At 59.8% G+C, this 18,271-nt stretch carries 21 protein-coding genes; 13 read left to right on the top strand and 8 right to left on the bottom strand.

Annotated features, from left to right (window positions below):
* Positions 1 to 220: 220 nt before the first annotated feature.
* The 7 genes from HX815_RS21975 (at position 221) to HX815_RS21945 (ending at position 7,479) form a co-directional block, all read left to right on the top strand.
* Positions 221 to 769 (top strand): fimbrial protein, encoded by a 549-nt coding sequence (locus HX815_RS21975; RefSeq protein WP_102605773.1) that lies wholly within the window; start codon positions 221 to 223, stop codon positions 767 to 769.
* Between the two features lie 66 nt (positions 770 to 835).
* Positions 836 to 1,570 (top strand): molecular chaperone, encoded by a 735-nt coding sequence (locus HX815_RS21970; protein ID WP_102605787.1) that lies wholly within the window; start codon positions 836 to 838, stop codon positions 1,568 to 1,570.
* A gap of 77 nt (positions 1,571 to 1,647) precedes the next feature.
* Positions 1,648 to 4,161, top strand: coding sequence for a fimbria/pilus outer membrane usher protein (locus HX815_RS21965; protein ID WP_102605772.1), 2,514 nt, complete (start codon positions 1,648 to 1,650; stop codon positions 4,159 to 4,161).
* Between the two features lie 43 nt (positions 4,162 to 4,204).
* Complete coding sequence (locus HX815_RS21960; protein ID WP_102605771.1) at positions 4,205 to 5,245, top strand: fimbrial protein; 1,041 nt, start codon at positions 4,205 to 4,207, stop codon at positions 5,243 to 5,245.
* 164 nt (positions 5,246 to 5,409) lie between these two features.
* The gene (locus HX815_RS21955) at positions 5,410 to 6,618 is read left to right on the top strand and encodes an EAL domain-containing protein (protein ID WP_102605770.1); all 1,209 of its coding nucleotides are present in this window, start codon (positions 5,410 to 5,412) and stop codon (positions 6,616 to 6,618) included.
* Positions 6,615 to 7,022, top strand: a complete 408-nt coding sequence (locus tag HX815_RS21950) for a chemotaxis protein CheY (RefSeq protein ID WP_102605769.1) — start codon at positions 6,615 to 6,617, stop codon at positions 7,020 to 7,022. The genes HX815_RS21955 and HX815_RS21950 overlap by 4 nt, the downstream gene beginning before the upstream one ends.
* Before the next feature lie 223 nt (positions 7,023 to 7,245).
* Positions 7,246 to 7,479: a hypothetical protein gene (locus HX815_RS21945; RefSeq protein ID WP_008438825.1), complete on the top strand. Its 234-nt coding sequence runs from the start codon at positions 7,246 to 7,248 to the stop codon at positions 7,477 to 7,479.
* 364 nt (positions 7,480 to 7,843) lie between these two features.
* Here the strand turns inward: HX815_RS21945 and HX815_RS21940 are convergent, their stop codons facing one another.
* The 4 genes from HX815_RS21940 to HX815_RS31730 all read right to left on the bottom strand — a co-directional run bounded on the left by HX815_RS21940 (position 7,844) and on the right by HX815_RS31730 (position 9,559).
* Positions 7,844 to 8,281, bottom strand: a complete 438-nt coding sequence (locus HX815_RS21940; protein ID WP_157222886.1) for a hypothetical protein — start codon at positions 8,279 to 8,281, stop codon at positions 7,844 to 7,846.
* Positions 8,282 to 8,362: 81 nt separating this feature from the next.
* Positions 8,363 to 8,599: a hypothetical protein gene (locus HX815_RS31735; RefSeq protein ID WP_083853257.1), complete on the bottom strand. Its 237-nt coding sequence runs from the start codon at positions 8,597 to 8,599 to the stop codon at positions 8,363 to 8,365.
* Positions 8,600 to 8,770: 171 nt separating this feature from the next.
* Positions 8,771 to 9,103 carry a DUF6124 family protein gene (locus HX815_RS21935; RefSeq protein WP_167662448.1) on the bottom strand — a complete coding sequence of 111 codons (333 nt, stop codon included), beginning with the start codon at positions 9,101 to 9,103 and terminating at the stop codon, positions 8,771 to 8,773.
* A gap of 327 nt (positions 9,104 to 9,430) precedes the next feature.
* Positions 9,431 to 9,559 (bottom strand): hypothetical protein, encoded by a 129-nt coding sequence (locus HX815_RS31730; RefSeq protein WP_256351169.1) that lies wholly within the window; start codon positions 9,557 to 9,559, stop codon positions 9,431 to 9,433.
* Between the two features lie 115 nt (positions 9,560 to 9,674).
* Here HX815_RS31730 and HX815_RS21930 point away from each other — a divergent pair, with 115 nt between their 5' ends.
* From HX815_RS21930 to HX815_RS21910, 5 genes are all read left to right on the top strand, one after another.
* Positions 9,675 to 10,274 carry a hypothetical protein gene (locus HX815_RS21930; protein WP_008438818.1) on the top strand — a complete coding sequence of 200 codons (600 nt, stop codon included), beginning with the start codon at positions 9,675 to 9,677 and terminating at the stop codon, positions 10,272 to 10,274.
* A 48-nt stretch (positions 10,275 to 10,322) separates the two neighbouring features.
* Positions 10,323 to 10,715, top strand: a complete 393-nt coding sequence (locus HX815_RS21925) for a hypothetical protein (protein WP_008438809.1) — start codon at positions 10,323 to 10,325, stop codon at positions 10,713 to 10,715.
* Between the two features lie 124 nt (positions 10,716 to 10,839).
* Complete coding sequence (locus HX815_RS21920) at positions 10,840 to 11,280, top strand: TspO/MBR family protein (RefSeq protein ID WP_177028871.1); 441 nt, start codon at positions 10,840 to 10,842, stop codon at positions 11,278 to 11,280.
* Between the two features lie 147 nt (positions 11,281 to 11,427).
* Positions 11,428 to 12,327: an alpha/beta hydrolase gene (locus HX815_RS21915; protein WP_177028927.1), complete on the top strand. Its 900-nt coding sequence runs from the start codon at positions 11,428 to 11,430 to the stop codon at positions 12,325 to 12,327.
* A 33-nt stretch (positions 12,328 to 12,360) separates the two neighbouring features.
* Positions 12,361 to 12,744, top strand: a complete 384-nt coding sequence (locus tag HX815_RS21910) for a cytochrome c (protein WP_134326064.1) — start codon at positions 12,361 to 12,363, stop codon at positions 12,742 to 12,744.
* Between the two features lie 115 nt (positions 12,745 to 12,859).
* Here HX815_RS21910 and HX815_RS21905 read toward each other — a convergent pair whose 3' ends face one another.
* The 3 genes from HX815_RS21905 to HX815_RS21895 form a co-directional block, all read right to left on the bottom strand.
* The gene (locus tag HX815_RS21905; RefSeq protein ID WP_177028870.1) at positions 12,860 to 14,071 is read right to left on the bottom strand and encodes a YeeE/YedE family protein; all 1,212 of its coding nucleotides are present in this window, start codon (positions 14,069 to 14,071) and stop codon (positions 12,860 to 12,862) included.
* A gap of 22 nt (positions 14,072 to 14,093) precedes the next feature.
* Positions 14,094 to 15,218, bottom strand: a complete 1,125-nt coding sequence (locus HX815_RS21900; RefSeq protein WP_256351168.1) for an arabinose transporter — start codon at positions 15,216 to 15,218, stop codon at positions 14,094 to 14,096.
* Between the two features lie 102 nt (positions 15,219 to 15,320).
* Positions 15,321 to 15,977: an O-methyltransferase gene (locus tag HX815_RS21895; RefSeq protein WP_003214482.1), complete on the bottom strand. Its 657-nt coding sequence runs from the start codon at positions 15,975 to 15,977 to the stop codon at positions 15,321 to 15,323.
* Between the two features lie 129 nt (positions 15,978 to 16,106).
* On the opposite strand from HX815_RS21895, the gene HX815_RS21890 reads away from it, so the two are divergent.
* A complete protein-coding gene (locus HX815_RS21890) occupies positions 16,107 to 16,745 on the top strand; it encodes a TetR family transcriptional regulator (RefSeq protein WP_087694346.1) in 639 nt (212 codons plus the stop codon).
* A gap of 34 nt (positions 16,746 to 16,779) precedes the next feature.
* Here the strand turns inward: HX815_RS21890 and HX815_RS21885 are convergent, their stop codons facing one another.
* Positions 16,780 to 18,171: an aldehyde dehydrogenase family protein gene (locus HX815_RS21885; RefSeq protein WP_102605761.1), complete on the bottom strand. Its 1,392-nt coding sequence runs from the start codon at positions 18,169 to 18,171 to the stop codon at positions 16,780 to 16,782.
* Positions 18,172 to 18,271: the final 100 nt, after the last annotated feature.

Genomic DNA, 18,271 nt, shown 5'->3' with positions numbered 1-18,271 from the left:
GCGTTCAGCCGCGTTTCCTGCACCTGGAAACGCCGCCGAAGGCTGGAAAAATCACTGGGAAATTTCCTACAAATCGAATAGCTGCTTCCTACATTTAGTCCTTCCTCCAATTCCGATAATGAACCCGTTGAAGCGAAAAACCTGCCACCGGCAGCGCTACCAACATGAGGTCAAGGCCCCAGCGGGCCGACTCCCTACCACTTATTATCTGGATACCGTTATGAACAAGTTTGCTCTGAAAAGTCTGGTTGCCGCTGTAGTCCTCGCCGCAGGTTCCCAAGCCGCGATGGCCGCCGATGGCGAAATCAATTTCATCGGTAGCGTCACCGATAACACCTGCCCGGTAGTGGTCAGCGACCTGAACGGTTCGGCCGGCGCCGGTGATGTGAGCCTGGGTAACGTACCTGCCACCTCCCTGGCAAAAATAGGCGACATCGCAGGCGGCGGCGCCTTTAGCCTGACCATCGACACGTCGGCCCCTGGCTGCACCGTTGCCGGCAAGAAAGCCGTGGTCAAGTTCCTGTCCCTGAGCGGCAACGCTGGTGCCAGTGGTCAATGGGTTGGCATAGCCCCGGACGCCGGCGCAGCCACCAACGTCGCGGTACAGATCAAGGACGCCCAAGGCAAGGACGTGCAACTGGGCCTGGATTCCTCGCCCTACGCCGACCTGACCCAGCCACTGCGTTTCACCGCCAACTACATCGCTACCGGTGCTTCCACTGCGGGTCCGGCCAACGCCAAGGCAGCGTTCACCATCGACTACCAGTAAGCCCCTCGATGCACAGCCGGGTCAACGCGCTCCGGCTGCCATCCCAACGGCAAGAGGATGATCGACATGAAAGCCTTTCCCTTCAAAACTCTGTCCCTGGCGGCACTGCTGGTTGGTGCGAGCTTGCTCAGCAGCGTCAGCCAGGCCGGCATCATGCTCGGCGGTACACGGGTAGTGTTCGATGGCAGCAAGCGTGACGCCGCCATCACGGTGAGCAACACCACCTCCCAGCCGTATGCCGTGCAAACCTGGGTTAACACCGAGGCAGATGACAACAGCACCCCGACGCCGTTTGTGGCGACCCCGCCGCTGTTTCGCCTCGACCCACGTAAAGAGCAAGTAGTGCGCATCCAGAAGGTGCCGGGCAACCTGCCGGCGGATCGCGAGTCGGTATTTTATTTCAACGCCCAGGAAATCCCGGTGGCGAGTGCCGGCGACGAGAACACCCTGAAGATTGCTATGCGCACCAGGATTAAGCTGTTTTATCGCCCTGTCGGCCTCAAGGGTTCGGTACTGGACACGCTGCCGAAGTTGCAGTGGAGCCTGGTGCAGACGCAGGGCAAGCCGGTGCTGGTGGTCAATAACCCGTCGGCGTTCCATGTGTCGTTTATCGGCGTGAAGGTCAACGCCAGTGGCCGCTCGGTCGAGGTCAACGAGCCGACGATGGTCGCGCCAATGAGCAGCCAGCGTTATTCGCTACCGGGTTTTACCGGCACCAGCGGTGAGGTCGAGTTCAGCGCCATCAACGATTACGGCGGCTACACCGACCCACAAAAAGCCCCGCTGGGCAGCCCCCGCTAACACGCTCCATCCCTTTTACCTGCGAACGAAACCGCGTGCCGCCTGTGTGGTGCGACGGGCTCGTATTGAGTATTGCCATGCGAATCCATATCCCGAGTATCAGCCATTCAAACGTGCCTTTTGCACCTTTGCCGCTGTGCGTTGCTGTCCTGGCCGCGTTTGTCGGCAGCCTGGCGCAAGCGGGGGAGCCTGCGAAGTTTGATTCCAGCTTCATGCAGTCGTTTGGCGGCACCAGTGCCGGCCCTAACCTCGACCTGGACGCGATCGCCAACAGTGGCAGCATCGGCCCCGGCACTTACCCGGTGGCGGTGCGCCTGAACCAGAGCTTCTTTGGCCGCCGCGACATGACCTTTGCCAAGGACGCCGATAGTGGTGACGTGAAGGCTTGCCTGTCTGAAGACTTCCTCAAGGAACTTGGGATCAAGCTTGATGGCTTCGTCACCCCAGGTGAAATCCTGCCGGAATGCGTCAACCTGGAAAGCCTGATTGACGGAGCCTCGGTAAGTTTCGATGCGAGCCGCTTGGTCTTGGATATCAGCGTGCCCCAGATCGCCTTGCGCCGCGATGCCGCCGGCTATGTGGATCCGCAGGAATGGGACCGCGGGATCAATGCCGCAATGCTCAATTATCAGTTCTCGGCTGCGCAAACCAGCAGCGATGCCCGGGGCAGCGGCCACCAGTACAACCTGTATGCCACCGGCGGTTTTAACTATGGCGACTGGCGTTTTCGCTCCAGCTCCTCGTTCCGCCAGGATGACCAAGGCGGCCGCGACTGGCAGCGCAGCAACACCTACGCCCAGCGCGACCTGACTGCCATCAAGGGCACCCTGACCGTCGGTGAAAGCTTCACGCCTGGCGATGTGTTCGACAGCGTGCCTTTTCGCGGTATGCAAGTGGCTTCGGACATGGGCATGTTGCCCGACTCGATGCAGGGTTATGCGCCGATCATTCGCGGTATTGCCGAAACCCAGGCCAAGGTGGAAGTGCGTCAGAACGGGTATTCGCTGTATACCACCTACGTGGCGCCCGGTGCCTTTGAGATCGACGATTTGAACTCGGCCTCCGGCAGTGGCGACCTGGAAGTGATCATCACCGAAGCCGATGGCCGTGAGCGTCGCTTCACCCAGCCTTATGCGACTCTGGCCAACATGCTTCGGGAAAAAACCTGGCGCTACAGCTTCACCGCTGGTCAATACAATGCCGCACAGGGCGGTGAACACCCCGCGTTTGTCCAGGCGTCGCTGGCCTACGGTTTGCCATTCGATCTGACCCTTTACGGAGGCGCCCTCGGCGCAGATTTTTATCGTGCCGGTGTGGTGGGTGTCGGCAAGAGCCTGGGCAGCCTCGGCGCGGTATCTGTGGACGTGACTCAGGCTCAGACCGACATTCCCAACGCGCGGTCGGCCAAGGCGGGCAGCGAGAAAGGCCAGAGCGTCAGCGTGCGTTACGGCAAGGCTTTTGAGACCGGCACATCGGTGCGGTTCGCCGGCTATCGCTACTCCACTGAAGGCTACCGTGACTTCTCCGAAGCGGTAAGCCTGCAACAGCCCAACGACTACGCCAACATCTCCAAGCGCAGCAAGGTCGAGGCAAGCCTCAACCAGGCACTGGACAGCTACGGCTCGCTGTACCTAAACGTGAGCCAGCAGAACTATTGGGGCTCGTCCCGTGTAGACAAACAGATGCAACTGGGCTTCAACACTCAGGTCAAGGGTGTGACCTACGGCGTCTACGCCAGCAAGACCCTGACCGACAACTATGGCCAGAGCAATCAGGTGGTGTTCACCGTATCGATGCCTCTCGGCCAGACCCGCAGCACCGGTACGTTCAGCGTCACCCGCAACAACGATGGCAGCCTTGATCAGCGTGCCGGCATCAGCGGTCGCAATGGCGAGATGACGTACAACGTCGACGCCAACCGCGTGGAAAACACCGGTAACAATGGCTCGGCCCTGATCGGCTACCGCGCACCGTTTGCTCAGTTGGGCGCCGGCGTGAGTGTTGGCCAAGGTTACAAGCAAGCTTCGATCAGCGCCTCGGGTTCGGTACTGGCCCACAGCGAAGGCATTGAGTTCGGCCAGACCCTGGGCGAAACCGTGGCCCTGGTGGAGGTCAAGGATACCCCGAATGTTGGCGTGCAGAACGCTCCGGGCATCCTCACCAACAAGCAGGGCTACGCCTTGGTGCCGTATGTCACGCCGTACCGCAAGAACCGCGTGACAGTGGACACCAGCGAGCTGGACACCAACGTCGACATCGCCGAAGGCGTGACCAATGTTGTGCCGCGTCGTGGCGCCGTGGTGAAAGCCAAATTCGCCGCGAGCCGTTCGGAGAAAGTCGTGCTCAACGTCCGCATGCAAGACGGTTCACTACTGCCGTTTGGCACCACTGTCGAGGACGACAAGGGCACCAGCGTGGGCGTGGTAGGACAGGGTGGACAGGTGTTGCTGTCGGCAGGCGAGGGCAAAACCTACAGCATGAAGTGGGGCGAGAAAGCCTCGCAACGCTGCGAGATTCAACTGGATATCAGTCAGGCGCCGATCACCGATGGTTATCGCGTGATGGAAGCGCTGTGCCGGGTTGCGCCTTGAGCCCCCCGTTCTCTATCAATGACAGCATCTTTGTGAGGTTGTGATGAACAAGTATTTGGCTTTGATCTTGTTGGGTGTTTTACAGATGTGTGTGGGCCAGTTGGCTTGGGCGGAATGCGACATAAACCCTTCGACGCTGACCTACAACGTTGGGGCTTTGTATATTCCCCAGGATGCGCCGGTTGGCTCGACCATTGGTATCCGGAAGTATTCAGTCAACAAAGGCGTAACCTGCACGACCTCCACACTCTTTACCGCGCAGGGAAATGTCTTGAGCGCGAAGGTCGGCAGTGTACCGGTGGCCGTTGGCAAGGGCCTGGGTGAGTCGGTGTACAGCACCAATATTCCGGGGGTAGGCGCCATAGTCAATTACGATGGTGGGGTCGGTTACTGGTGCCGCGTCGGCGATAGCACCTTTCCCATCAGCATTGAAAGCTGTGGTCCCGGAGGGTCTTGGGCGGTCGCGGGCATCAGCATCTTCCTGGTCAAGACCGGTCCAATTGGTGCGGGTAGTCATGACTTCAACGGACTGGAGATCTACTCCTTTGACATCAACAATGGCAGCGGTCCCGAGCGCTGGGCCACCGGCGTCTTGAATGGCAGCATCACCGTAGCCGGCTGTAGCCTGCCCCAGGAGACCGGCAACATCGTTGACGTGCCCATGGGCACCTGGGAGCGCAGAGTATTCAACGGTCCTGGCACCACCACCACTACCCAGAACTTCTCCATCACGTTGAATAACTGCCTGGCCGGCACTTACGTCTCGGGCCAGGCCTGGAACTACTTCCAGGGCAACAACGCCAATATCCGCCTTGAAGGCGTCCGCGGTTCGGCAATCGTTGACGCAGGGAATGGCGTGATGGGTCTCAACGCAGAATCGACCGCCAAGGGGGTTGCCGTACAAGTGCTCAAGCAAGATGGCACGCCGCTGCCATTGGGTGTGGATACCCCGGTAATGCCAGTACGCGACGGTGTTACCACCCTGCAGTTCGGGGCTCGTTATATTCAGACCGCCGGCAGCACCATTGGCCCTGAACCAGGCGTAGCCAACGCTACCGCGAATTTCACGATTACCTACAAGTAGTTCATCTGGTAAACCGCGCCGGACTGTGTCCGGCGCGGTTTTTTTGTGTCTGAAGCAGAAGATCCTTTGGGAAAATTCCTACAAAAACTCAGCCATTTTCCACGCTAATCCTAGAGGTCAATCCTCGAAAATGGGCGTATTCCTTTGTAGCCGAGTGAACCAAAATGCCTAGCCTGCCACTTCGTGTCCTGGTGCTTGAAGACCACCTGTTCCAGCGCTCCGTAGCGGTCAGCTTGCTGAAACAATTGGGCTGCGCCGAGGTACTGGAGGCCGGCAATGGTGTGGAAGCATTGACCCTCTTGCAAGCGGTTGGCTCTGTAGATGTAGTGTTGTGCGACCTGCAAATGGAAGGTATGGATGGCCTTGAGTTCATTCAGCGTGCTGGTACCGCCGGGCAACTGGGCGCCGTCTTGATCAGCAGTTGCATGCCAAGTGATGTGCGTCGCGCAGTGAGGCAGATGGGCTCACTGTTGGGGCTGAATATGCTCGGTGATGTTGCCAAGCCTTTGCACGCAGATATTTTGCGTCAGTTTCTAGAGGCGTATCTGAGCGGGCGGCGGTCCGCGCAGTCCATCCCGGCGTGTGTAGAGGAGGCGAGCGAAGAGCAGGTACGACATGCTTTTATCGATCAGCAACTGGAGCCCTATTATCAACCCAAATTCGATTTGCGGACCGGCGAGGTATTGGGGGTGGAAGTCCTAGCGCGCTGGAATCACCCCACCAAGGGCCTGCTCGCGCCCGCTGTGTTTCTGTCGACGGTTGAGCGTTGTGGCTTGATCGATGAACTGCTGTTCAGCCTGATGCGTCAGGCGCTGAGCTTGCAGTGGCAGATCAGGAGCCAGGGCGCGGCTCTGGACCTTGCGTTCAACCTTCAAGCGAGCCAACTTGCCAGTGTTGAGCTGACGTCGCAGATCAAGCGGATATTGGCGTCAAACCAGACTCCGGGCTCAAGCTTAACCTTCGAATTGACCGAGAGCGGATTACTCGAAGTACCGGCGATGTGCCTGGAAAACCTGATACGGCTGCGCATGATGGGGTGTCGCTTGTCGATCGATGATTTCGGTGCAGGCTTTTCCTCGTTGCAGCGCCTGTGTCAGTTACCGTTTAACGAAATCAAGCTCGACGCTGAGTTCGTCCGTGGCCTCAATGATGAGCCCCGTTGCCGAGCTGTGATCGGGAGCACCCTAGCCTTGGGGAGCACCCTGGGCATGTCCGTGGTAGTCGAGGGCATTGAAACCGCCGAGCAACATCGAGAGCTTTTGGAGCTTGGCTGCACCCAGGGTCAGGGTTACTGGCACGCCCGGCCAATGGACGGCGCCGACCTGCTACGTTGGCTACAGCGAACGGCGCAGGTCGCTAGGAGCCTCCCATGACCAATAAAGCCTTGCGTATCATGATTGCCGATCCGCAACACTTTCAACGTTTGCGGTTGGAGCGAGACTTCAACTACCAGGGCTACTACGCCATAGCACCTGTATCGAGCTTGGAAGAAATGCTAAATCTACTGGAGTACGGCGACAGCGTTTTCGACTTGGTAATGATAAATGCTAGCTTGGCGACAAGCTTTCGATTCAATCTGTTGGCGTTTTGTATGGACCATCCCTTGATCCGGCAAGCCTTTATCTACGACGTGCCGGAGCGGCGACTGGCGAAGCTGAGCACCGAGGTCAAGGGCCGGATTATCTTCAGCTCCGTGCAATTGCCCGAGGGTGTACCGATCAGACGCTTATTGCATACAGTCGATCCGTCGCCCCTGGATGGCACAGTTAGGCAATGACGATGAGACTCTAGCGATACTCAAAATTTCATCTACCCCATCGGTCAAAGCGTGGGCAACCGACAGGCAGCTTTTGGCCGAAACCAGCCCTTTAATTCCCATACCGGTCTACCATGGCCCCCCCGGCAGTGGTTCCACGCGCTACCGACCTCAATCTCAAGGTATCGCCCATGACCTCTTCACCCCGCATCACCCCATCCCGCACCTCATCCGAGGCATCCCAATGAGCATCGACCAAATCAGCCTCCCAAAAGGCGTAGGCCCTCACGCCATCAAGCTCCTCGACGCCATCACCGGTGCTGACACCAAAGAAGACCTCAACCGCGCAGGCGGGAAGGCTGAAGGTTTTGTATTGGGTCTGGAAAGCGCCAAGGCTATCAAAAGCCAAATCGCCGAGTCGCTGTATGTGGCATACGACGACGCGGCGAGTAATCGGTTGAGTGAGTTGAAGGGCTAGTCCCGCTGGACCGCGTTCGGCTTTAGCTTCGAGGTGTTTCGCGGTCCATCAGTTTGCGATCAGCAATTCGCTCAATTCGTTCAGTTGGTGGATGGTCAGTGCCGCATCGCGGTCTGTCCGGTCAGTTCGTCGGACAGCTCGAGCAGCAGGGCACCGACTGAGCAAACGGTTTTGTGTTTGTTGGCTATCAGAATTTCGCTGCTGACGCCGGAGAGTGCGCTGAAAAGGGCGGTCGTCTCTGGGACGGTAGCGGGATTCAGGCCGTGATCAAGAAGGAAAAGAAGTCTGGTTTTTTAATCGAAAAAATAAAGCCCCTTTCTGTTCAGCGTGGTGCCGGGTTATCCAGGCATATCAAGTCATTTCATTACCTGTCGGGCCAGGAAATATCATCAGAATTCAACCATGTTATCCGAGCTGATTTAACTCTCGGATTCTTTAAAAAATCTTCCACCGCTAACCATGCTACATCGGGCTTTAAAAATGAGCCTTCAGGTACGAACTGATCATCACCACAATTCTTAACGACATTAATTTTATTCAGTGTGCCCACTGAATAAAACTCAGCGCCTGTTCGTTCTCCGGATATTCGGATGTTGTATCTAACTGAAATACCTAACTCTTTATTCTCTAGCACTGATAGCTCGGACTTGTCACCTTCGTCACTAATATAGCTAAATACTCCATCACCGGACCCTTTCTGCCACTTTGAAGATTGATAGTTCAAGAAGAACTCAGCATATGCCTGAGGATCTGGATCAATATCAACGTCATGATCAAGAAAGAAACATTTTAATTCAGGCATAGCACGCTCGCTAAAATTGAGTTAGGCAACCATCACATACAGTCTTTTAGAAAAGACGTGAAGTGATTCTGACCACATCAATCAATGACATTTGCGGCTTTGCCATTCACTCCAGCAGTTCTCCGCAACTATATCCGGATAGCCGCGTTCCCTTTCCATATCAAGCGCCACGCTGAATGGCAGGGTAATACAAACCGCCTGGTCTCGAATATTGCAGACCTCAGCCTCGGTAAGAGGTGAACCCTTTCTGTCTTCAGCGGCGGTGAGAACGGCTACGAGGGCTGGTACAAATACTAGGCATAGCGGATCAGCGTCCATGAATCACCTGTTGGGTTTCGACTAGGCCCATTACAACGAACCAGGCGGGGTTCAGCAATGGCTGAATGCACCGTGCGCCTCTCGCCGCGTCGCTGTATATGACATACGACGACGCGGCGAGTAATCGGTTGGGTGAGTTGAAGGGCTAGTCCCGCAGGACCGCGTTGGGCTTCATGCCCGAGGTGTTTCGCGGTCCATCAGTTTGCCGATCAGCAGTACGCTCAATTCGCTCAGTTGGTGAATGGCTAATGCCACGTCGCGGTCTTTGCCGGTCAGTTCGTCGGACAGGTCGAGCAGCAGGGCGCTGACGGAGGAAACGGTTTCGTAGCTGTTGGCGATCAGGATTTCGCTGCTGACGCCGGAGGTGACGCTGAAGAGGGCGGTTGTCTCTGGGACTGTCTCGGCATCGGTGCCGGGATTGAGGTAGTGATCAATGGCGCGCTGGGCAGCCTGGTGGAGTTTTAGATCCGGTTTCTTCGGAGGATTCGGGGTTACTTTGAACATTCACGCAATTCCTGACTTGGGGCTGACCCCCTTTCGCTACTAAACGAAAAGGGTGGCAGCTGCACGCAGGTTAGTAGACCGGGGAATTACGCAAAGCCGGCGCGCCCGAAGGCGCCCTACGCACAGCCACCATCAAGCACAGACAGGAACGTCTGATTGATGAAGCTCGTGCACTAAGCGCAATTCAACTAAGGGCTACTAAACCCGATCACTGAGTTTTCAGCGACCGAGCAACCTTAGAGATGACCACCGAGGTGCACAAGCCGGCGGATTCTGACGCAAGCGTAGGCAATGGAGCAAGGTGCTACGGCCTACGCAAAGTCTCCTTTATCCCGCAAATGGAACCACCAGCCCGTCGGCCTTTACGGTCCATTCACCTTTCAAACCGTGCTCCAACACTTCGGCGATGGCCGCGAACAATTGCCAGTCGGACGTTTCCGAAATCTGTATTTCCATAAAGCTTCGCCGAGAGGTACTTGTCGTAGAATGTGACAGAACCTGCGCAGCTTTCAAAGGAATGACCCCCCTGGCAACGCGCGCAACGACCTGCCGTGCCCGTTATGGAAAACCTATGCGCTCTTATCGCCTGTTGTACGTGTTACTGGCCCTGATCCTCAGCGGCTGCAGCATTCCGTATCAAACACCCGAAGCCCGGCAGCAAATCGAGCACGACCTGCAGATTGCCCCCGGTTCGGTGCGGGCCCTGAGCCAGACCAACTGGTGCTACTTGCCCTACGGCTCGGAGAATGGCGGCGATGGCCAGTGCCGTGCCACTCAGGGGCTGGGCGTTCTGGTGGACGATGGCTTGATTCTGAGCACCTATTCCGGTGGTCGTTATCAGCGCTTTATCACGCTGCGTACCCGCGATGTGCTGTGCGTGAAAACCTTCCGCAGCCGTGAAGCCGCCGCGGCGTTTTTCGCGTTCACTCGGGCGGGGGCTGCTCAGATCATTCCGCTGACGGCCGAAGGGCAGTTCAATACGCCGGTGAAAATCCAGTTTCTGGATTACCTGCTCGGTGAGAACCAGCCGGGCGATCTGACCACCGACAAGACCTATGTGCGTGACACCGGCAAAAATGCCTACTCCGTCGGGATCATTCCAGGTACGAAAATTCCGTATGTGTCTGCGGTGGCGGCGACGGAAGTGTTCAATCCCTGTCCGGAAAAGTAGTCGCCGGCAGTAACCCAGCGCGTATGAATCACTATCAAGGAGAGCGACATGGCGGGTGGCGAGATTGGGTGTGGTTCGTTTCAGGGCAGCGACAAGTCGGGATCGGCCTTTGAGGCGGTGCTGGACGCGCTGCCGTTGCAGGCGCGGGACTGGGTCGAGGCGGCCAGGCAGCAACTGGACTCGGCTGACGTTGTGCTGCTGGAGGTTGATCATGCGCAGGGCTTGCTTCCCTTTTTGAAGGACTACCAAACACGCTTGATCGCCGATATCGGGCACGATGATTGGGAGCGGGCCGCGCGGGATGAAGCGGCGTCGTTTGATGATGTGGCTGCCAAGTGGGGCGCGGGCAAGGGCTGGCGACTTTATTGTGTACGGGATCTGGTCCGTGCTTGTGAGCAGTCGGCGGTGGAGCAGCAGCCTGTTTACATCGCGTTCAGCTAGGGCATCTGTGGCGGGGCACGGAGCAAAGAAAAATACACTTTTTGCTGCGCGGGGCGTCCAACCCTGAAACCGCCGTCAAGGCTTTCATCTCCAGGCAGCTGCTCTCAGCTAAGGACCGATTATGGTGACGTTGTTTATTTTTCTTCTGGCCTGCGGTGCCGCTGCGAGCACCGGCATCATCTTCAAACCGGGCGACTGGTACGCCACCCTGGTCAAACCCAGCTTCACCCCTCCCAACTGGTTGTTCCCGGTCGCCTGGACCATCATCTACCTGCTGCTGGCTTGGGGGGGCTACCGCCTGACTCTGATCCCCGGCAGCGAAATCGTGCTGGCTCTATGGGCCGCGCAGATCGCGCTCAACACCTTGTGGACGCCCGTGTTCTTCGGCGCCCACCGGATTTTCGCCGGGATGGTGATCATCACACTGCTGTGGCTGGTAGTGGCCGCCATGGTGCTGCTGACCGTGCGGCTGGATTTGATCACCGGGCTGATCCTGTTCCCATACCTGGTGTGGCTCAGCGTTGCGTCTGCGTTGAATTTCTCCATCCTGCGCAATAACCGCTGAGCCTGGCGGCGTGGGCAGAGGGCGGAAACATCATTGCCATGATGCCCACGCACACTGGCCAAGGTGAACATCTCTTTTAGAGATAGAGGGAATATCGAATTGGGAACTCACACACTGTGGCCTGCTGAAGAACATGAACTGGCGCAAATGCAGCGCTTTAACCAGAAGCTCGCCTGGATGCCGCGTTTTCGCATCCGCAACCGCGTGACGCCCCGGGTGATCCAGGCGCTGTTGCGCTCCAGCCAGATGGTGGCCGGCAACAAGTTGCTCAAGCATGGCCTGCAGGCTGAAAGCCGGCGGGTGGGCTCGGTGCCGGTGCGCATCATCCGGCCGAAGGGCAAGGCCAAAGGCGTGGTGCTGGATATCCATGGCGGCGGCTGGGTGATCGGCAATGCGCAGATGAATGACGACCTCAACGTGGCCATGGTGAATGCGTGCGAGGTGGCGGTGGTGTCGGTGGATTACCGGCTGGCGGTGAATACGCCGGTCGAAGGGATTCTGGAAGACTGCCTGGCCACGGCGCGCTGGTTGCTGGCGGACTGTGAGGAGTTCGCCGGCCTGCCGGTGATCGTTGTCGGCGAGTCTGCCGGTGGGCATCTGGCGGCGGCCACGCTGCTGGCGCTGAAGCAATCGCCCGAATTGCTGGCGCGGGTGAGCGGGGCGGTGCTGTATTACGGCGTCTACGATTTGACCGGTACGCCGAGCGTGCGCACGGCAGGACGCGAAACGCTGCTGCTGGACGGGCCGGGCATGGTGGAGGCGCTGCGTTTGCTGACGCCGGGCCTGAGTGACGAGCAGCGCCGGCAGCCGCCGTTGTCACCGTTGTATGGCGACCTAGCCGGGCTGCCGCCAGCGCTGATGTTTGTGGGGGAGCTGGACCCGTTGCTGGACGACACGCTGCAGATGGCCGAGCGATGGGCGGGGTCCGAGGTGTTTTTGTTACCGCAGGCGGCTCATGGGTTTATTCATTTTCCGACGGCGATGTCGGGCCGCGTGCTGGCTTACAGTCGCGAGTGGATAACGGGTCGTTTACGCTCGGTTGGTTGATATTGGATTTTTACAACAAGGCCACATGGAAAGATGAAAATAAGAAAGTCGTTCATCGCGTCGCTGGGGATTTTATCGCTGGTTCAAACGTCACTGTCCTTTGCGGACAACGCTAACGGGAAAAACATTTATCTGCAGCGCTGCGCCATGTGCCACGGCGCGGATATCAAAGGCACGGGACCCTTGGCGAATAAAAGCAATCCGCCTACGCCTGACCTGACAACGGCTACTTTCAAAAAACGCTTGAGTGATTATCCGGGCGTTATCGTGTCGTCCGTCATTCTTCGTCCAAATGGCGACCTGATTCCCAGAACGTTGCGGGAGAACGGTGTGAAGCTGTCTCCGTTCACCTGGAAGGTTCAGGACTTTCGCGATTTGAACGAGTACATGAGCGGAGTGATTTCAAAAAGCCGATGATGCTGCTCGTTCCCACGCTCCGCGTGGGAATGCATCCCGTGACGCTCCGCGTCACCAACAGCGGGACGCAGAGCGTCCCTGGCGGCATTCCCACGCGGAGCGTGGGAACGATCAGTCAGCAACCGCTCAACGCTACCTGCGGACGCTCACCTGCAAAGAAGAACGGCCGCAACCGCACGCCCACGCTATTCCCGATAAACGCCGCCACCAACCACACCCAGCCATGCAGGCTGCCCGACGCAATCCCGCTGAAGTACGCGCCGATATTGCAGCCATACGCCAGGCGCGAGCCATAACCCAGCAGCAACCCACCGATCACCGCGGCAAGCAGCGAGCGTGCCGGAATTTTGAGGCTTGGAGCGAAACGCCCGGCCAATCCCGCAGCTAACAGCGCACCGAGGATGATGCCGATGTCCATTACGCTGGTAACGTCTTCCCACACCGGCGCCGCCAGCGCTTTGGCATTGCCCGGCATTTGCCAGAACGCCCAGCTGCCTACGTCCAGGCCCAACCCGCCGGCAACCTTGGCGCCCCACAGGGCGAACGCCGAAGTGATACCCCATGGCCGCCCGGCCAGTGCCAGGGTGGCGTAGTTGAGCAGGGCCAGGCCAATCGCGCCCCACACCAATGGCCATGGCCCGCGCAGGAAGCGGCGCAGGCCCTGGTGTTCGCTGGTGACGCCGGCTTCGAGTTGCCCGTGACGACCTTTTTCCAGGCGCACGGTGACTGCTGCGATGATGCCAAATACGGCCAGGCTCAGCAGCAAGGCCGGCACCACGCCGAAGCTTTTGACGATGGAAACCGCCGGGAACGAAGGCAGCGAGAACCACCAGTCGACGTGGTGAGTCGCGATCAACGAACCACAGATAAAGAAGAACAGCGTCACCAGCATGCGCGCGTTACCACCGCCCACGGTGAACAGGGTGCCGGACGCACAACCGCCGCCCAGTTGCATGCCGATGCCGAAGATGAATGCCCCGAACACCACCGAAACCCCGGCCGGCGCCACCAGCCCGACCACGGGTTGGCCGAACAGGGTGCCGGCCCCCAGCGCGGGGAAGAACAGCACCACGGCAATCGCCAGCATCACCATCTGCGCACGCAAGCCCGCGCCACGCCGGTCGGTGATGAACACTCGCCAGGCCGAGGTGAAGCCGAAAGCCGCGTGGTACAGCGTCAGGCCCAGTGCGGCGCCGACCACCAGCAACAGCACCTGGCGCGAGCCGACGCTGTTTTGCAGGAAGACGGCGCCGAACAGCAGGATGGCAAACGCCAGCAATGGCGCGACCGGCTTGCGCGCTGGGGTTGTGGGCAGGGAAAGGCTCATCGGGAATCTCGGGTGATGTGAGTTAAGGGCGAGGTGGCGAAGTATAAACCTCGCGCTCCGCCACTGGCGCCTTGAAAAGCAACGCCAGCGCCACGATCACCGACAGCGCCACGGCCACTGCGCCCGCCAGGTACACCGATGCCACTCCGGCCACGCCGGCCAAGGCGCCGATCAGCGGGGTGCTGACCCCCAGCGAAATATCCAGGAACGCCACATACGCACCCATCGCCAGGCTGCGGGATTGGGGCGGCGCGCGCTTTATCGCCTCCACCCCAAAGCCGGGAAACGCCAGGGAGTAGCCGAAACCGGTCAGCGCCGCGCCCAGGTAGGCAGTCAACGCACTGTCCGCGCCCCAGATCAACAGCTGCCCGGCGGCTTCGATTATCACGCACACCAGCGCGACCTTGGCACCGCCGATCTTGTCGGGCAGGTGCCCAAAGAAAATCCGCGCGCCGATGAACGCCAGGCCAAAGGCGGTAAACGCCAATGACGCATTGCTCCAGGCCTTGGTGGCAAACAGCAGCGCGATAAACGCGGTAATCACGCCAAACCCGACGCTTGCAAAGGCCAGGCCCAACCCCGGTACCCACACCGAGCGCAGCACCTTGAAAAACGAGGTGCGCCGCAGGCTGGTGGGCGCAACGCCTTGCGCTCCGGCGACGATGGCCAGTGCCAGCAGCGGAATCACCATGGTCCCGACGGCGATCCCGCTGAACCCCCACTGGCTATTCACCGCCACCCCGAGGGGCGCGCCCAGGGCAAACGCGGCGTAGATTGCGATGCCGATCCAGGCCATGACCTTGCCGGTATTTTGCGGCCCCACCAACCCGACACCCCAGCCCATCGAGCCGGTCACGATCAGGCTTTCCCCCAGCGCCAGCACCACGCGCCCGGCGAGCAACACCCACACCGAGACCACCGGCGACGCCACAAACGCCAGGGACGCGAGGTAGATCAAGCCGGAGCTGGCCGCCACCAGCATGCCCACGAGCATGGCACGCTTGGGGCCGCGCATATCGGCAAAATTGCCGGCCCAGGACCGCGACAACAGTGCCCCGGCAAACTGCGCACCGATCACCACGCCCACCACCAGCGTGTCCATGCCCAAGGTGTTGTGCAGGTGCAGCGGCAGCACCGGCAGTTGCATGCCGATGATCAGGAACCCGACAAACACCGCCAGGGTGATGGGCAGTAATTCAGTACCACTGGGCTTACCAATCCAGACATGAGTTGAATCCTCTGACGGGCATCAGCCCAGGCGAACGGAAAGCTCGACGTCGTCACCGATCGGCACCGACAGGTAGCCGTTTGCCGGCGAGCGCACCCGGGCCAGGTAGTCGGGGCAGTAGTCGGTGTTGTCGGCGATGATCAGCGCGCCGGGCTTGAGGCGGCTTTCCACCAGGTTCAACACGTCGCCATACAGCGCCTTGGCGCCGTCGAGCAGCAGCAGGTCGACGCTGTCGGGCAGGCCGGTGGCCAGGGTAACCAGAGCATCGCCTTGGCGGATCTCCACGAGGTCGCTCACGCCGCCTTGCTCCAGGTGTTGCCGGGCGAGAGCGATCTTCGAGGGCTCGAACTCGCTGCTGATCAGCGTGCCGCCGCCGTTGTCCCGCAGGGCGGCCGCCAGGTGCAGGGTGGACAGGCCGAACGAAGTACCGAACTCGACGATGGCCTGCGCTTTGCTGCTGCGTGCGAGCATGTACAGCAGGGTGCCGGTGTCGCGGGAGACGGGCAACCACAGGTCTTTCAGCATTCCGTAGAGTGCCAGGTAGTCGGTCTTGCTGCGCATCAGGCGGTCGCGTTCTTCGTGGGTCACTGTGTTGATGATGGGGCTGGTGGCGGCATCGGCCTGTGTGTACAGCCGTTCAATCAGGGCCGCCATCGGGGCCGAGGTAAGCGTATTCATGGGGATGTCCTGCTGCAGGTTGAGCGCCGTGAGGCGCCGGGCTAGTATGCGAATGATTCGTCGCATTTAAAGTATGCGAACAATTCGTCACATTCGCTATTCGCATTCCAACGGCAGCAGGAAGGCCCCATGACCGATCGCCAGACCTCGCAGATTTCCTCACGCAAAGAGCCCAAACAGGCGCGATCCACCGGGTTGGTGACGGCCATTCTCGAAGCGGCTATTCAGGTTTTGGCCAAGGAAGGCGCCAGCCGTTTCACCACCGCCCGTGTCGCGGAAAAGGCCGGTGTCAGCGTGGGGTCGGTGTACCAGTACTTTCCCAACAAGGCGGCCATCCTGTTTCGGCTGCAGACGGATGAGTGGCAGCAAACCTCGCAGATGCTCAGCCGCATTCTGCAGGACGTAAGCCAGCCGGCCCTTGAGCGCTTGCGGGCGTTGGTGCATGCGTTTATTCGTTCGGAATGTGAGGAGGCGCAGATGCGCGTCGCCCTGAGCGACGCCGCGCCACTGTACCGTGATGCGCCCGAAGCCCATGAGGTTCGCGCAGAAGGGCAACAGATTTTCCAGGCGTTCATGCTGGAACTGCTGCCGCAGGTGCCTGAAGCCACCCGCGCCCTGGCCTGCGATTTGATCGCCACCACCTTCAGTTCGGTGGCGAAGGAATTCTCGGGAAGCCCGCGCACCGAGGCGCAAATCACCGCCTATGCGGACGCCATGGCGGATATGTTCGGTGCGTACGTGACGGTGCTGAACCAGACAGCACGATGACCCGCAGGGCGGGCCATCGTTTGCAGCGCTTGCCTTAGCGGCGGTTCAGCCACACGGTCTGCGCGTTGCAGAATTCCCGCACACCGAAGTGCGACAACTCCCGCCCGAAGCCGCTCTTTTTCACACCACCAAACGAGACCCGGGGATCGGACACGCTGTAGGCGTTGATAAAGATCCCGCCGGTTTCCAGCTGGTTGGCGATGCTGCGTGCCTTCTCTGGGTCGGTGGTGAACACACTGGCGGTCAGGCCGAACTCACTGTCGTTGGCGAGGGCCACGGCGTGGTCCGCATCGCGGGCGGTGATGATGGAGGCGACCGGCCCGAACAGTTCCTGTTTGAACGAGGTCATCTGGTCGGTGACGTTGGCCAGCACGGTGGGGGCGTAATAGTTGCCCGCGCCTTCGACTTTGTTGCCGCCCAGCAGAAGGGTGGCGCCTTCGGCCAGGGTGGCCTGGACCTGGCCGTCGAGTTCGTCCCGCAGGTCGAAGCGGGCCATCGGCCCGATGTAGGTCTCGGTGGCGGTCGGGTCGCCCATCACCAGGTTGCGGCTGGCTTCGAGGAATTTGGCGGTGAAGGCTTCCACCACGCCTTCTTCGATGATCAGGCGCTTGGCGGCGGCGCACACCTGGCCGGAGTTCTGGAAACGGCCGATCAGGGCGGCTTGCACGGCTTCGTCGAGGTTGGCGTCGTTGAGCACAATGAACGGGTCGGAGCCGCCCAGCTCCAGTACGCATTTTTTCAGCGCGGCCCCGGCCTGGGAACCGATGGCCATGCCGGCGCGCACGCTGCCGGTAAGGGTCACGGCGGCGATGCGCGGGTCGGCGATGGCTTTGGACACGCCGTCCTGGGTGACGTTGATCACTTCGAACAGGCCATCGGCAAAGCCGGCGCGCTGGAAGGCTTGTTTCATCAGGTACGCGCTGCCCATCACGTTAGGCGCGTGCTTGAGCACGTAGGTATTGCCGCTGAGCATGGTTGGCACCGCGCCGCGCAGCACTTGCCACACCGGGAAGTTCCACGGCATTACAGCGAGGATCGGGCCCAGCGGGCGGTATTCGATCTGGGCGGTGCCGTTGTCCACCAGGGTGGCTTCCGGGGCCAGCATGGCTGGGCCGTGGGCGGCATACCACTCGGCGAGTTGCGCGCATTTTTCGATTTCGCCACGGGCCTGGGCGATGGGTTTGCCCATTTCCAGGGTGATCATCTGGGCCATTTCTTCGGCCTGGTCGCGCAGGGTGCTGGCCAGGGCCAGCAGTAATTCGGCGCGCTGGGCGACGGGGGTATTGCGCCCGTTGCGGAAGGCGTTGATCGAGCGGGTGAGGGCGGCATCCAGCTGCGCCTCGGTTTCGTACGGGTAGCTGGCGACCGTTTCACCGTTGGCGGGGTTGATCGACAACGCGTGGGTCTGGGAGGAAATGGAGTTCATGGCACCGTCCTGCGCAGTGAATGGGATGGAGGCCAGCGTACGGGGCTGTATCTTTTTCGGAAACTGAATAATATTAAGCAATACGTTCACGTTTGGAGAA

The sequence above is a fragment of the Pseudomonas sp. E6002 genome (assembly GCF_013385565.1).
GTDB lineage: Bacteria > Pseudomonadota > Gammaproteobacteria > Pseudomonadales > Pseudomonadaceae > Aquipseudomonas.
Note: the sequence above shows the minus strand (reverse complement) of the source record. Positions and strands in the feature narration are given on the sequence as shown.